The 14120-nt window shown below is 29.9% G+C and carries 16 protein-coding genes; 1 reads left to right on the forward strand and 15 read right to left on the reverse strand.

The window, feature by feature from the left end:
* Window positions 1–67: 67 nt before the first annotated feature.
* From pth to FMM58_RS08260, 15 genes are all read right to left on the reverse strand, one after another.
* Window positions 68–622, reverse strand: coding sequence for an aminoacyl-tRNA hydrolase (pth, locus tag FMM58_RS08195; RefSeq protein WP_150140549.1), 555 nt, complete (start codon window positions 620–622; stop codon window positions 68–70).
* Window positions 619–1155 (reverse strand): 50S ribosomal protein L25/general stress protein Ctc, encoded by a 537-nt coding sequence (locus FMM58_RS08200; RefSeq protein ID WP_150140546.1) that lies wholly within the window; start codon window positions 1153–1155, stop codon window positions 619–621. Before FMM58_RS08200 ends, pth begins: the two co-directional genes overlap by 4 nt.
* A 59-nt stretch (window positions 1156–1214) precedes the next feature.
* Window positions 1215–2039 carry a formyltetrahydrofolate deformylase gene (gene purU, locus FMM58_RS08205; RefSeq protein ID WP_150151172.1) on the reverse strand — a complete coding sequence of 275 codons (825 nt, stop codon included), beginning with the start codon at window positions 2037–2039 and terminating at the stop codon, window positions 1215–1217.
* Between the two features lie 2 nt (window positions 2040–2041).
* On the reverse strand, window positions 2042–3154 hold the full coding sequence (locus FMM58_RS08210; RefSeq protein WP_150180564.1) for a CCA tRNA nucleotidyltransferase: 1113 nt from the start codon (window positions 3152–3154) through the stop codon (window positions 2042–2044).
* The gene (locus tag FMM58_RS08215) at window positions 3123–3581 is read right to left on the reverse strand and encodes a CiaD-like domain-containing protein (protein ID WP_150180565.1); all 459 of its coding nucleotides are present in this window, start codon (window positions 3579–3581) and stop codon (window positions 3123–3125) included. The genes FMM58_RS08210 and FMM58_RS08215 overlap by 32 nt, the downstream gene beginning before the upstream one ends.
* Window positions 3578–3826 carry a tetratricopeptide repeat protein gene (locus FMM58_RS08220; RefSeq protein ID WP_150140538.1) on the reverse strand — a complete coding sequence of 83 codons (249 nt, stop codon included), beginning with the start codon at window positions 3824–3826 and terminating at the stop codon, window positions 3578–3580. The genes FMM58_RS08215 and FMM58_RS08220 overlap by 4 nt, the downstream gene beginning before the upstream one ends.
* 58 nt (window positions 3827–3884) lie before the next feature.
* The gene (locus FMM58_RS08820) at window positions 3885–4049 is read right to left on the reverse strand and encodes a hypothetical protein (RefSeq protein ID WP_190317976.1); all 165 of its coding nucleotides are present in this window, start codon (window positions 4047–4049) and stop codon (window positions 3885–3887) included.
* A gap of 52 nt (window positions 4050–4101) precedes the next feature.
* Window positions 4102–4437: a chaperone NapD gene (locus FMM58_RS08225; protein ID WP_150140536.1), complete on the reverse strand. Its 336-nt coding sequence runs from the start codon at window positions 4435–4437 to the stop codon at window positions 4102–4104.
* Window positions 4434–5351, reverse strand: coding sequence for a WD40 repeat domain-containing protein (locus FMM58_RS08230; protein WP_150140534.1), 918 nt, complete (start codon window positions 5349–5351; stop codon window positions 4434–4436). Before FMM58_RS08230 ends, FMM58_RS08225 begins: the two co-directional genes overlap by 4 nt.
* Entirely contained in the window at window positions 5348–5800 is a 453-nt protein-coding gene (locus FMM58_RS08235; protein ID WP_223810218.1) for a nitrate reductase cytochrome c-type subunit, read from the reverse strand. The genes FMM58_RS08230 and FMM58_RS08235 overlap by 4 nt, the downstream gene beginning before the upstream one ends.
* 113 nt (window positions 5801–5913) lie before the next feature.
* Window positions 5914–6696: a quinol dehydrogenase ferredoxin subunit NapH gene (napH, locus tag FMM58_RS08240; RefSeq protein WP_150180566.1), complete on the reverse strand. Its 783-nt coding sequence runs from the start codon at window positions 6694–6696 to the stop codon at window positions 5914–5916.
* On the reverse strand, window positions 6693–7442 hold the full coding sequence (napG, locus tag FMM58_RS08245; RefSeq protein WP_150180567.1) for a ferredoxin-type protein NapG: 750 nt from the start codon (window positions 7440–7442) through the stop codon (window positions 6693–6695). Before napG ends, napH begins: the two co-directional genes overlap by 4 nt.
* Before the next feature lie 4 nt (window positions 7443–7446).
* Window positions 7447–10221, reverse strand: coding sequence for a periplasmic nitrate reductase subunit alpha (napA, locus tag FMM58_RS08250; protein WP_150180571.1), 2775 nt, complete (start codon window positions 10219–10221; stop codon window positions 7447–7449).
* 376 nt (window positions 10222–10597) lie between these two features.
* On the reverse strand, window positions 10598–11314 hold the full coding sequence (locus FMM58_RS08255; RefSeq protein ID WP_150151194.1) for a hypothetical protein: 717 nt from the start codon (window positions 11312–11314) through the stop codon (window positions 10598–10600).
* Window positions 11311–12636, reverse strand: coding sequence for an ATP-dependent RecD-like DNA helicase (locus FMM58_RS08260; RefSeq protein WP_150140524.1), 1326 nt, complete (start codon window positions 12634–12636; stop codon window positions 11311–11313). Before FMM58_RS08260 ends, FMM58_RS08255 begins: the two co-directional genes overlap by 4 nt.
* Window positions 12637–12687: 51 nt before the next feature.
* Between FMM58_RS08260 and FMM58_RS08265 the strand changes: the two genes are divergently transcribed.
* Entirely contained in the window at window positions 12688–14115 is a 1428-nt protein-coding gene (locus FMM58_RS08265; RefSeq protein ID WP_150140522.1) for an SH3 domain-containing C40 family peptidase, read from the forward strand.
* The last annotated feature ends 5 nt before the right edge of the window (window positions 14116–14120 follow it).

Consider the following 14120-nt stretch of genomic DNA (forward strand, 5'->3'; position numbering starts at 1 on the left):
TTTAAAGATTTTTGTAAATCTTAGCATAGAAAATACAATATTTTGTAAGTATGAAAGTTTTTAATGCTTAAACTTCCTTTTTAGCCCTTAAGCTAAATTTAGAAGCAATATAAGCTAAATCATCATTTTTTAAAAGCTCATTTAAGGCCTTGCAAGCTGCTTCTAAAACAGGGGCTAAAATTTTCTTTTCTTCTTCTTTAAACTCGCCCAAAACATAGTTTAAAACATTGTCATTTTTACCTATGCCTATGCGAATTCGCTCGTAACTATTTCCCAAAAGCAAGTCTATATTTTTAAGCCCATTGTGCCCACCATTGCCTCCACCCTTTTTAAATTTCAAGGTACCCAAGCTTAAATCTATATCATCGTGTATTACTATAAGTCTTTGACATTTGTAAAAATCATATACGGCTTTAATACTTTTGCCTGATAAATTCATATAAGTGTGAGGCTTTAAAAAAAGAGTGGAATTTAACTTTCTAACTTCGCCTTGAAATTTGGAATTTGAGATTATAGGAGCTTGTGAATTTTCTAAAAACAAATCCACAAGCATAAAACCGGCATTATGGCGAGTATTTTCATACTCCTTGCCTATATTGCCAAGTCCTGCGACTAAAATCATCTAGCTTTTTCTACGCCAACTACAGCTACCCTTTGTGCGTCTATTATGCTTACACCCTTTGGAGCTACGACATCTCTTACAAGTAAGGCATCTCCAACATCTAATTTACTTACATCAAGTTCAAAGAAATTTGGTAAATCCTCAGCTGTGCATTTTACCTTTAATCTACGTTTTGATTGTATTAAAACACCCTTATTTTTAAGCCCTATCGCAGTTCCTACTACCTTAACAGGTATCATATATTTAGAAACAACGCCCTTTTGAGCTACCTTTAAATCAACATGCTTTAAATCGCTTGTAACAGGGTTTTTTTGATAGTCAACTACAACCACATTTAAAACCTTATCTCCTATCTTTACATCAAAGGCTAAAGTAGTTTTTTTACGCACTTCTTTGATAAAGTCATTTACTTTAAAGGCTGCATTGATATTGTCTAAGCCTTTTCCATAGATGTTTGCGATTAGATAACCATCTCTTTTTAAAGCCTTAGAAGCTTTTCTACCGATACTCTCTCTAACGATACCTTCTAACATCTTTTGTCCTTTCATAAAAAAATAAACGTTGATTTTATCAAAAATTCTCTTATAAAAAATTAAAAAATAATAGTCTTATTTTGAAAAATAAAAATTCTATCATCAAAGACTAAATCTAAGGCCTTTGAAAGTACATTTTTTTCTACATTTCGCCCAGCTTGTTGCATATCTTGCCAGCTAAATTCATGATTAATCGATAAAACATCTTGGGTTATAATAGGACCTTCATCTAGGTTATTATTTACAAAGTGAGCCGTAGCCCCTATTATCTTTACTCCTCTTTCAAAGGCTTGTTTATAAGGGTTTGCACCTATAAAAGCAGGTAAAAAAGAATGGTGTATATTTATAATTTTTCCTTCAAAATGACTAACAAAATTTGGCGATAAAATTCTCATATACTTTGCTAAAATCAAATAATCAAAGTCATATTCTTTTAAGCATTGTAAAATAAGTTCTTCGTGGCTTTGTCTGTCTAAATTCTCACTTTTTATACTATGAAAATCTATATCAAATTTTTTTACTAAATTAGCTAAAACTTCATGATTTGAAATAACAGCTTTAATGTTTGCCCCTAACTCATCACTATAATGCCTTATTAACAAATCCCCTAAACAATGGCTTTCTTTAGTTGCAAAAACAACAATATTTTTTTTAACTTTTAAATGTACTTCAATCTTTGAATTTGCAGGCAACATTGCACTTAAAGTCCCAATAAAAGCATCCTTATCAAAGTCCCCTTCTAAAATAGCCCTAAAAAAAAACATATTTTCACCGACAAATTCATCATTTTTAATAATATTTATATGATATTTAAAAATCACATCAGAAATTCTATATATCAAGCCTTTTTCATCATTTGTGCAAATTTTTAATATATAAATCATCATTAATCCTTAAATTTTTTTAAATAATTTTTTAGTTCAAGTTCCTTTAAACTAGCAAGTTTTTCGCCTAACATTTTACCATAAAAGCCCTGCTGCATTAAACTTTGTGAAGAAATTTCACTTTTAAAACTCTCGTTATAAATTTTTAACTCCCTAGCCCTTTTAATCCTTTCTTCATCCCAAAGTCCAAGCCATGTTTTTAAAGGCATTAGAGTAGAAATTTTCATAAAATCAAAATCGCTCATATCATCTTTAAAAAAAGGCTCGTAACTTGCCTTTAAATAAGAATTTTTAAGCCTTGTTCTTTTAAAAAAATTTTTCTTATTTATATTAAAATAATTTAGGTAAAAATATAAAAAAAAGCTATCATCTTTAATAAATTTTCTATATTTTTCAAGTAAGATTATAAAATTTTCATCATTTGTATCAAGGTTAAAAAGCCTTTTTTCTAAATTTAATTTTTGCAAGTAAAAAAAGGCCTTTGAAAGGTATTGTCCTTTAAAAAATTTATAAAGTTCGCTATTTATTCTATCCAAACTTAAGTCCGATATATCCATACTTTGCATTAATTTTAAACTTAAATCATTTATATCAAAATTAAAACGCGATACAAAATAAATAGCCCTTAAAATTCTTAAACTATCTTCTTTAAAACTATCATCATCAATATGCCTTAAAATGCCATTTTGAAGGTCATTAAGCCCGTTATAAAAATCTAGTAATTCATCATTAAAAATATTTATCATTAAAGCATTTATACTAAAATCTCGCCTTTTTGCTGCTATTTTTTCATCTTGACAAAGGCTAACTTCAAAGCCCTTATGCCCGTAAGAAATTTTATTTTCAATTCTTGCTAGGGATAGATCAAAATTTTCAAACTTATACACAAAAAAGCTTTTTCCAAAGCCCTTTGCTCCAAGCTTTTGCATAAGCTTTTCAAAATCTTCAATGCTTAAATCATAAAGTTCTATATCAAAGTCATTTACCTCTAAGCCTAAAAACAAGTCCCTTACACTGCCCCCAACCAAAAAAGCCCTTTTTGTATAGGATCTTAAAAAATCACGTATAAAGGCAAGTTCGGGTTTAGTCTTTAAGCTTATCTTCGATATTTGCAAGTAAAAACTCTAAAAAATTCGTAGTAAGTTGCAATCTCTGTTCTAATTGATCCTTTTCAACGCTATTTAAACCCTCAAAAAGCACTAAAATCCTTTCTCTAAGATTTCTTAAAAACATATCTTCTTTTGAAACTTGGACCTGTTCTGTGATACTAGGATTTAAAATTTCACTTTCAAGTACTTGAATCTCATCTTCTATCTTAGGCAAAATAGGCTTTTCAAGTTGAATTTCTTTTTTTACACTTTCAGCCTTTTTAGCTTCTTCAAGTCTTTGAATTTGTTCTTTTCTTAGTCTTTCTTCTTTAAGCCTTAATTCCTCTTTTTTTTTATTTTCTTCTTTTAACTCAAGCTCACTTTTTCTTTTTGCCTCGTGCAACTCAACTTCGCTAATAGTTTGCTTTGCTAAATCTCGTAAATCCTTTTTCATATCCTAATCAACCACCTTTTAAATTCACTAATTTCTTTTTCGCTTTTCATTTTTATAAAAAAATCAAGCATTTGTATATTTAAATCTTCATGTTTTGAGCGAAAGCCACTTAAACGACGAATAGCATCAATTGCATTTTGATTATTCGGGTCTTTTTTTAGTATATTTTTATAAATTTCTAAGGCCTCTTGTTTTAAGCCCTGTGCCTCGTAAATTGAAGCCTCTGTGATAGTATTTTTCATTATTTTCCATTAAATAAATTTAAATCTTATTTTATCAAATTTAATTTAATAAATCAAAAAATTACTGCTTTTTAAAAAGTTCTTTAATATGTTTTTGTTTTTCATCATCAATGCTAATATTTAATTCTTGTTTTGTTTTGTTTGTATTTTTATCATCATTAAAATATAAATAATCTATGCCAAATAAAATTGCAATAATTATAAGAATAGGGATTAAAAAAATCATACAACACTTCTTTAAAAAAATAAAAAAGCATTGTAGCAAATTTTTTCAAATTTTAAGCAAACTCATCGGGTACAGAACCACCATAAACTATATCTTCTGCCTTTTGGTCCTTATTAATCACCCTAGCTGCGTCGCTATTTTGTGCCTTGTCAATATCTTCTTCTAAGTCTTGATAAGTAAAAATCATACTTATATCAATGATATTTGGTAATTGTTCAAGCTTTTTATAAGTACCAACCTGGCTATCAAAATCCTCACTTTCAATAACAGCTACAATCTTGCCATTTTCAACTAACTCAATCGAACAATTTTCAATCCCTTCAATATCTTTTTTTAAATTAGGAATATTTTCTTCCTTTGCAACAATTAAAACACTTGATAAATTCATTTTACACTCCTAAATAAAATCACATCTCCATAACCTGCAATAATAAATTCATTATCGTTTATAAATACTATAAACTCACTTAATAAATTAATATCATCAAATTTAACAATGGTACTAAGCGTACTAGTATCAACTAACTCTGTAACATTAGTACTATTATCACTAAACGCAGCTATGCTACCACTTGGATTTAAGGCACAATCATACATTAAAAAGGTTTTTTGTAAAAAATTTTCTTTGCCATTTTTAATAATACCTATGCGTCTATCTGTACCACAGCTTACAATAACATTATTTTTATAATCAACCTGATATATATTATCTTTATGAACCCCACTAAATTTAGCACTCAAAGCCCATTTTTTAATATCAAAAATTTCAACCTCCCCACTTTCAAAACCTGCCACAAGAAATTTCCTATCCTTGCTTAAAACAGCATCATTTAAACTTGAATGAGAAAATTTAAAACTTTTAGTAATCTTAGAATTTGTTAAATCATATAATATTATTTCTGAACCTAAATATACTACGAGTAAGATATTGTCATCTATGAAAAAAACCTTTTTTATCTCATCATCTTTTTGACCTATTTTTTTAAGTGTAGCATTTTTATAAATATGTACATCTTTTTTACCATAAGAAGATTCGCTTAAAATACTTAAATTATCTTTAAAAACATCCATAGAAAAAATAGAAGCAGCTGATTTTCCATAAAAATTTTCTATACTAGGCAAAGCGATAAGGTTTGATAAAACCTTATCATCGATAGTGTAAAGTAAAATTTCTCCACTATCTGTGCCTATGTATAAATTTTTATCATCAAGCTTTAAAGCTGTAACATTAGAATTTATACGCAACTCATAAGAAAAAACCAAGCTACAAATAAAGCTTATAATGAAAAAAATTCTTATCATTTATAATCAACGCCCTCATTCATAACATCAATAAGATTTGACTTCTTTTTAAGATCATCGTCTTTAAATTCCGCCTTAAACACATTTGCCACTATAGGTTTAGCATCACTTTGTGCAACATGACAAGCAGTACAATTAAAGCGAGAATCACTTAGTATATCACCTGTTGATTTATTATTTCTATAATCATAATAATGAGTAGCAGGTAAAGAAGTAGCTCCAACATCACCAGCTATAGCCTTATCATGACAACTTAAACATAGATTATTATCAGCTGTAATAGGAAGCATATCTTCTATCGCGTGAGAAATAAGTGGTGGAGCATTTTCAAAGGCCCTTTCATAAAGTATTGATTCTCCTGCTTCTTTTCCAGCATAGCTAATATCTGTAAAAACAACTTTTTCATCTGCTAAGTCACCTTTTCTAAAGCCTAGGGTATCGGAATTCATTTCTTCTTGTGCCTTTGAAATCTTTGCAGTTTTTTTACTAGCATTAGCATCATTACAAGATGATAAAAACAATCCTATTACCAATAAAAATATAAACAATTTATTCTTTTTCATCATTTTCTCCTTAGATAAAATAAATTAAAATTCAAAGCATCATCATTGCACACTTCAATACAACGTCCACAACGAATACACTCACCAGAACTCACACTCTTACTTTCCTTGCCTACCATATTTAATACTTGTTTTTCAGGACAAATATTAATACAATGATAACACTTAGTGCATTTTTCTGCGTCATATTTAATCTTTAAAAAAGCATAACGCGAGATAATTGCATAAAAAGCACCTAAAGGACAAAAATGCGAACAAGTTGCCCTAGGTGATATAAAGGTATCAATGCAAAAAATGATAAAGGCTACAAAAACCCAAGATGCTTCTCCAAAAATAATGCCTCGATGAACTACGCCTATGTAAGAAAGATTTTCAAAAACAGGCATACTTAAAATAAAGGACATTAATAAAACCAAAGCTAAAATATAATAACGCAAATTCTTACTTAAAATGGCAAATTTACTACTTTTAAAATTAAATTTATTACGCATGAAATTTGCAAAATCTGTAATTAAATTTATAGGACAAACCCAAGCACAAAAAGCACGACCTACAAATAAACCATAAAAAACAAAGATAATAAAGGCTCCTATTAAAGCTGTTACATTTATACCAAAAGAAGCAAGAAGTATTTGTATAACAGCAAAAGGATCACTTAATGGGATTGTAGAAAAAAGCTTTGATGAGCTTAAATTTCCTTTTAAAATAAAATCAGTAGCCCCAAAAGCAAATAAGGCAAGTAGTGAAATTTGCACTATTCTTCTCAAAATTAAGTACTTCATAACAAATCTCCACTATTAAGGTAATCTTGAACCTTTTTTTCATTCAAATTTTTTGTAGTATCAGCATCCTTTACTCTTTTTTGGTCTTCTTCATCCCAACCCCTTACATAATGAGCACCAGCCCTACCTAACACATAAGAACGTGGCAAAACTCTAATAGCAGGAAGTTCAGTAATACAGGCCCTTTCACAAAGTCCACATCCTACACAAAATTCATGGTCTACAACAGGCAATAAAAATGCGTGTTTTGAGGTCCTATCGTTTCTTCTTGTTTCTACCTTTAAGGCCTTATCTATCAAAGGACAGGCCCTATAACAGGCATCACATTGAATTCCCCAATGTGCAACACAACTTGCACTATCTATTATGGCTATTCCCATTTTTGTTGCAAAAATTCCCTTTGGTTTTTCAAGGTATTTTTTATCAAGGGCATCCGTTGGACAATCCCTAATACAAGGGATATCATCACACAAACGGCACGGAACTTTTCTAGCTTCATAAAAAGGAGTGCCTGTTTTTGGGCTATCTAACATAGTAGCAAGTTTTAATGTATCATAAGGACAAGCCTTTACGCAAAGCCCACACCTAATACATTTGCTAATAAATTTTTCTTCATCATCTGCACCTGGTGGTCTTAGATAATAGCTATCATCGCCATTTAAGGCAAGTGTAGCTAAAAATCCACCACCAGCATAAAGACATAGACCTTTAAAAGCTAAATTAAAAAATTCTCTTCTATCGCTCATATTTTTAAGCCTTAGTTATTTTTACCGCACACTTTTTAAAATCTGTTTGATTGGAAAGTGGACAAGTAGCATCTAAGCATACTTTATTAATGAAAACATTTTCATCAAACCAAGGCACATAAACAAGCCCAACAGGTGGCTTATTTCTACCACGCATATCAACCTTAGCCTTTACCTTACCACGACGAGATTCTATCCATACTACATCGCCTTGATTTAATTTTAATCTTTCACAATCTTGTTCATTCATATAACAAAAGGCTTCAGGCACAGCCCTATAAAGTTCAGGCACACGCATAGTCATAGTACCACTATGCCAATGTTCTAGTACGCGACCAGTTGATAACCAGAAAGGATAATTTTCATCAGGTCTTTCAACAGCTTTCATAAATGGACGAAAGAATATCTTACCCTTATTTTTAAGTGGGAATTTTTCATCGCCACTTGTTGGTTTAGTTAAATCCCCTCTTTGCAAAGCAGCATTTGCATTTCCATAAAAGGCAAAGTCTGAATTTGGAGCAGCCTTTTTAGCATAATAATCAAAGCGAGTATTAAATCTCCATTGTGTTTCTTTACCATTTACAACAGGCCATCTTAATCCTCTAACCTTATGATAAGTATCAAAGTCTGCTAAATCATGTCCATGTCCTACGCCAAATTTACGATATTCTTCCCAAAGATATTTTTGAACAAAAAAGCCATATCCTTTAAATACCTTACCATCCGGTCCTACAACATTTCTATCATCGCCATTTACTTCTGTATTATCATAGCCTTTCATGATAGGGTCATTTGCAACAAAACTTTTTGCTTCTTTATTTGCAAAAAGTACGTCATAAAGTGTATCTTCTTCGTTATATCCCATAGCCTTAGCCTCTTCTAAAACGCTAGGTATAGTAACCTTATCGTTAATCTTATGTTCTTTCCATACTTCTTTTAACTTAAATCTCTTTGCAAATTCCATTATTTGCCAAGTATCACTCATGGCCGAACCCACTGGTAAAACTTGTTGTTTCCAGTGTTGAGTTCTTCTTTCTGCATTACCATAAGAACCCCATTTTTCATAAATCATAGCAGTTGGCAAGATTAAATCGGCTACCTTTGCAGAAATGCCAGGATAAGGGTCGCTTACTACTATAAAATTATCCATTTCTCTAGCTGCTGCTATCCAGTGATTAGCATTTGCAGTATTATGCCAAGGATTATTTACATGTACCCAAATCCATTTAATTTTTCCATCTTCTAAATCACGCATGATTTTTAGATAAGGGGCACCATTCACTGGATTTATAGTCTTAGCTGGTACCTTCCAAATTTTTTCACTAATTTCTCTATGTTTAGCATTAACAACAACCATATCAGCAGGCAAACGATGACAAAAAGTACCAACCTCTCTTGCAGTACCACAGGCACTTGGTTGTCCTGTTAAAGAAAACGCCCCGTTTCCTGGTTTTGCTTGTTTGCCAAGTAAGAAGTGAACCATATAAGCTTGTTCATTTACCCAAGTTCCTCTTGTGTGTTGATTAAAACCCATAGTCCAAAAGCTAACAACCTTGCGTTTTTTATCTATATATAAATTTGCAAGTTCTTGTAATTTTTTCTTAAAATCTTCTAAACTTTCATTATCGTCGCCCTTAGCTACCTTTGCTACATAATCAAGCGTATAAGGGGCTAAGCCTTTTTTAAAGTCTTCAAAGCTAATTTCCCAATGTGCTGCTGCTTGTGCGGCATGTTTCATTTCAAGCTTATCACCAGCTTTTAAACCAAGGTGAGATAAAGCAACTGCTTCTTCTTCATCAAGGGTTATTGCAAGTTGTTTAGCAACTGTATCTTTTTCGCTTTCTTTAAATTTTGGGTGATTTGGATTAGGTCTCATACCATAGCCAATATCAGCAAAACCCGTAGTAAAAATGCAATGTTCATCTACGAATTTTTGATCAATGGCTTCTGGGTGATTATAAACAATTTCTCTGGCTATATAATTCCAAATAGCTAAATCCGTACTTGGTCTAAAAATAATTTCTATATCTGCAATATGTGAGGTTCTATTAGAAAAGGTGCTTAAATTTACAAGTTTAACCGTGTCAGCATTACTAAGCTTTTTATCGCTTACCCTTGACCAAAGAACAGGGTGCATTTCAGCCATATTAGCCCCCCAAGTTACAATAGTATCGGTTAATTCTATATCATCATAACAGCCTGATGGTTCATCAACGCCAAAGGTTTGTATAAAAGCAACAACAGCAGAAGCCATGCAGTGTCTTGCATTTGGGTCTATGTTGTGAGACCTAAAACCAGCTTTTATAAGCTTGGCAGCAGCGTATCCTTCTTGTATAGTGTATTGACCACTACCAAAAACACCAATGCCTGTAGGTCCTAGTTCGTTATAGGTCTTTTTAAATTGTTTTTCCATTTCATCAATAGCCCTTTGCCAAGAAACTTGTTGGAATTTACCTTTTTTATCGAATTCTCCTTTTGAATTCATACGCAATAAAGGAGTAGTGATTCTATCCTCACCATACATAATCTTAGCATTAAAATAACCCTTAATGCAATTTAAACCACGATTTACTGGTGCAGCAGGGTCTCCTTTTACTGCAACAATCTTACCATTTTTTCTAGCTATTAAAATACCACAACCCGTTCCGCAAAAACGACAAACTGACTTATCCCACTCCCAATCTTCCTTTGTACTTGCTGCAAAGCTTGGTACACTAAGTCCTGCAACGCTTGCAGCACTAGCAACAGCAGTGTTTTTTATAAAATCTCTTCTATTCATCATCGTTTTTTAACCTTTCTTGAATAAATTTTGATAGTAAAATATTTTAAAATATCAAATTTAAATTCTAGCTTAAATTTACAAGAAAAGAATAAAAAAAACTCCCTATTTATAGGACTTTTTTTATATTATATCTAAAAAGAATAATAATATAAGTAAATTCATTTTTAATGAAATTTTGATAAAAGATAAATAAAAATTTAATTTTTAAAACAGCTTTTTTTCAAAATCTTGTAAATTAAAAACTACAAAACAAAAATATAAATTTATCTTATATCAAAAAACTTAAAATCTAATTTATATAAGTATATTTTATTTAAATTTCACATAATTTATAAGCATACTTAAGAAAAATGCTAAAAAGTTTCAAAATTTTTTAATTTCCAAAACTTTTTTCTAGTTCCAAATAATTTAAAGGCTTGTTTACGTCAAGCACATTACTATCATCAACTTGAGGCAAATCAGCTAGGCTTTTAGTTTTATTTTTTGATGGATTTAAATTGCTAAAATCATAATCCTTTGGGTCTTGATTTTGAATTTTTTCTTTCATCTCAGGGGTAAGCTTAGGTATATTTAAAGAATCAGCACTTATATCGCTACTATCTTCATCAGTGATTATATCAGGTACCTTTGGACTTTGAATTTGTGGGATAGTTATATTATCTATTGTCTTTTTTAGTTCAGTACTTTTTTTACTTTCAACCGCCTCACTACTTTCCAAAAAACGTTTAAATTCTTCAATATCAAATTTTTCAATCCCATTTAAGACCAAAATATACATATCTTCAAGCTTTATTTTATACTTTTTTTCTATAAATTTACTTAGAGTTTTTTTAAAATTATTCTTGCCAAGTTCAGTAAAGATATCTTCATAAAAGAAGCCAGAAATCACCGTATTAACGCTATCAATTAGCTTTTTTCTATCATCTTTGCTAAGATTATCTGCTTCAAATTCTAAGGATATTGAAATTTTTTTAAGTGAATTTGTTCCACTCTTTGAGTATAAATCAGTTCTTAAATCATTGATTATTAAGGTATTAAGCTTAGCATAAGCACAAAGGCAAAACACAAGCATTATAATAATTTTTTTCATTGAAAATCCTCATCTACATCTAAGTTTTTAAACTTATGTATTTTATAAAAATCTTGTACGCTTGGATTAACATTTTTTTTATTACTAAAAATAAAATCAAATTTATTAGAATTTGGAAAAATAATTTTAAAAGAATCTGGATTTGGATCCTTTGCCCTTGAAAGTGCGACATAAAGTTGACCAAAATCAAAAATATTATTAATATTACAAGCTAATTTTTCTATGCTCATGCCTTGAGATTTATGAATGGTTAAAGCATATGCTAATTTTATTGGAAATTGTGAAAAACTAACACTAGAACCTATTTCATCCTTTGTCATTTTAAAAGCATATCTTTCAAGCTGTATTATAGTGCCATCTGATTTTTTAATTTTAATCCAAGCTTCTCCATCTTCATCTTGTTCACAAATTTCAATAACTTCGCCTTGTTCTCCATTATAATAATTTTCTTCAAGATTGTTCACACAAAAAATAATTCTAACCCCTTTTTTTAATTTAAGTTCGATAGGTATTTTTAAATTCTTATCTATCCACTTATAAAGGTCTTTTTTGTCAATTTTTTCAAATATTTTAGGTTCAAATATAAAGCAAGTACCTTCAAGTGAATTAAGTTTTTGTTCGTTAATAAAATCAGCAGGTTTATTTGTGCTATAAAGAATAGTAAAATTATTATCTAAGCTATCTGTACAAGTTGGATGAATTACACGTTCTTTAAAATAATTTATTAATTGTAGGCTTATTTCGTACTTTCTTAACTGAGATAAATAATCATAAAATTCTTTGTCTTTTGTTCTTTTTGAAGTGGTTAGTCCCAAATAAACTAAATTTAATTTTTCCCAAAAATCAGAATTAAAGGCATAATTTTTTTCTATATTATCACTTTCTTCTTCCTTATATTGTTTTTCCACTGGTGGTAATTGATAAAAATCGCCCACTATTAAAAATTTACCTTTAAAACAAGAATCACAACGGTAAGCTATCATATCAAAAAGTTCTTTGCTTACCATTGAAATTTCATCAATGATTATTAAATCTATACTTTCTAAATAATTGTTTAAATCATCTATACGATCTTTATAATTTTTATCTTGTACTAAAAGCTTATCTAAATTCTTACAAATACCAAAATAAAAAAATCTATGTAGGGTTTTCCCACCTATATTAACAGCACTCATAGCAGTTGAACCTAGTGCTTCTACTTTTTTACCATTGTTTTTATACTCTTCTTTTATCTCTTGTGCAAGATAAGACTTGCCAACACCAACACCACCACTTAGAAAAACATTATTTTCTTTTAAAATTTTATCTAGTTTATCAAGCATTATAATCCTTATAGTATAATTATAACTATTTTTTGTAACCAAAGGATTTTAATGAAATATTTTTTATTATTTTTTTTACTATTTTTCGTAGCTTGTTCGAGTAAAACTACGCAAAATCAAGAATTAAGTTTAAACACCACTCAAGAAGTAAGTTTAGAAGAAATTAGCCAACAAGAAGAAGCTGAAGAGATTTTAAGTGAAGAAGAAAAAGAAATAGAAAAAAAGCACTATACAGGTTTAGAATTTGAACAAAATGTTTCGATATTACCAATACTACAAACTAGTTTTAAAAATAATTCACAAAATTACAAAAGCTATTTTTTTAGACCATGGCATAGTAGCTTTAAAAATATTAAGTCAAAAAATCTCTTTTGGTCCTTTAAATCATATAAAAATCCTAAAAATAGATATTTTTTCTTTAATAAACAAAGAATTCCAAAATCCTGGTTTAACACGCAGATTAATAACGCAAATATAAAGGCCTTTGGTAGCGTTAATAAAAAGGCTTTGATTATACAAAATACCATGCTTAAAAATTTTCCTACAACTCAAGCTATTTTAAAAAATCCTTTCTTTGAAAATGAAGGAATTCCGTTTGATTATGCAAATGATAATGTATTAAATGCTGGTTCGCCTGTATTAATTTCTCATTATACAAAGGATAAAAAATTTGCTTATGTAATGGCAGAAAGTGGCTTTGGCTTTGTTTTAACAAAGAATTTAGAACTTTTTACTGATACTAGGGCTAATACCTATGAGAATTTAAATTTTATAACGCCTATAAAAGAAAAAGTACCAGTTTATTCTGAAAATAATAAATTCTTTTTTGAAACAAGAATAGGCGCCATTTATCCGTATTATAAAAGCGATGATAAATTTTATTATGGAAAAATAGGACCTAAAAAATATAAAATTTCTAAAAAAAATGCTCAAAAATTTCCTATAAGCTTTCAAGAATTAAATGTTAAAAATCAAATTTCTCAAATGCTAAGTTTGCCTTATGGCTGGGGAGGTTATGCATTTGAAAGGGATTGTTCTATGTTAACTCGTGAATTTTTTACAGCCTTTGGCATTTATCTACCTAGAAATTCAGCTTCGCAAAGTAAATTTGCAAAAAATTATGATATAAGTTTTTTAGATAATGAAAGAAAAAAAGAATTTATTAGAATGTTTGCAAAGCCTTATTTGACCTTAATGTACTTAAAGGGGCATATTATGCTTTATATTGGCCAGATAGACAACGAACCCTCTGTTTTGCATAGTGTTTGGGGTTTAAGAAGAGGTTCAATGGGGCATGGACGTTTTTTGATTGCAAAAAGTGCCTTAACTACCTTGGAGATAGGAAAAGGCTTGATAAGCCCTGAAAATTCGCTTTTATATAGACTTAAAGAACTTTCTTTTGTAAATTTGGACGAGGACGAACAAATGGAGATTGAAAATTATCTTGATAGTATTAAAAATTTAAATGTTTCAAAATAAAGGAA

Origin of the sequence: Campylobacter sp. LR291e, from assembly GCF_008633915.1 — a bacterium.
In the GTDB taxonomy this organism is placed as follows: domain Bacteria; phylum Campylobacterota; class Campylobacteria; order Campylobacterales; family Campylobacteraceae; genus Campylobacter_D.

Bases quoted from the DNA above. Each gene is read 5' to 3' on its own strand.
- pth (WP_150140549.1), bottom strand. From the start codon at position 622: ATGATTTTAGTCGCAGGACTTGGCAATATAGGCAAGGAGTATGAAAAT.
- FMM58_RS08200 (WP_150140546.1), bottom strand. From the start codon at position 1,155: ATGTTAGAAGGTATCGTTAGAGAGAGTATCGGTAGAAAAGCTTCTAAG.
- purU (WP_150151172.1), bottom strand. From the start codon at position 2,039: ATGATTTATATATTAAAAATTTGCACAAATGATGAAAAAGGCTTGATA.
- FMM58_RS08215 (WP_150180565.1), bottom strand. From the start codon at position 3,581: ATGAAAAAGGATTTACGAGATTTAGCAAAGCAAACTATTAGCGAAGTT.
- FMM58_RS08820 (WP_190317976.1), bottom strand. From the start codon at position 4,049: ATGATTTTTTTAATCCCTATTCTTATAATTATTGCAATTTTATTTGGC.
- FMM58_RS08225 (WP_150140536.1), bottom strand. From the start codon at position 4,437: ATGAATTTATCAAGTGTTTTAATTGTTGCAAAGGAAGAAAATATTCCT.
- FMM58_RS08230 (WP_150140534.1), bottom strand. From the start codon at position 5,351: ATGATAAGAATTTTTTTCATTATAAGCTTTATTTGTAGCTTGGTTTTT.
- FMM58_RS08235 (WP_223810218.1), bottom strand. From the start codon at position 5,800: ATGAATTCCGATACCCTAGGCTTTAGAAAAGGTGACTTAGCAGATGAA.
- napH (WP_150180566.1), bottom strand. From the start codon at position 6,696: ATGAAGTACTTAATTTTGAGAAGAATAGTGCAAATTTCACTACTTGCC.
- napG (WP_150180567.1), bottom strand. From the start codon at position 7,442: ATGAGCGATAGAAGAGAATTTTTTAATTTAGCTTTTAAAGGTCTATGT.
- napA (WP_150180571.1), bottom strand. From the start codon at position 10,221: ATGAATAGAAGAGATTTTATAAAAAACACTGCTGTTGCTAGTGCTGCA.
- FMM58_RS08255 (WP_150151194.1), bottom strand. From the start codon at position 11,314: ATGAAAAAAATTATTATAATGCTTGTGTTTTGCCTTTGTGCTTATGCT.
- FMM58_RS08260 (WP_150140524.1), bottom strand. From the start codon at position 12,636: ATGCTTGATAAACTAGATAAAATTTTAAAAGAAAATAATGTTTTTCTA.
- FMM58_RS08265 (WP_150140522.1), top strand. From the start codon at position 12,688: ATGAAATATTTTTTATTATTTTTTTTACTATTTTTCGTAGCTTGTTCG.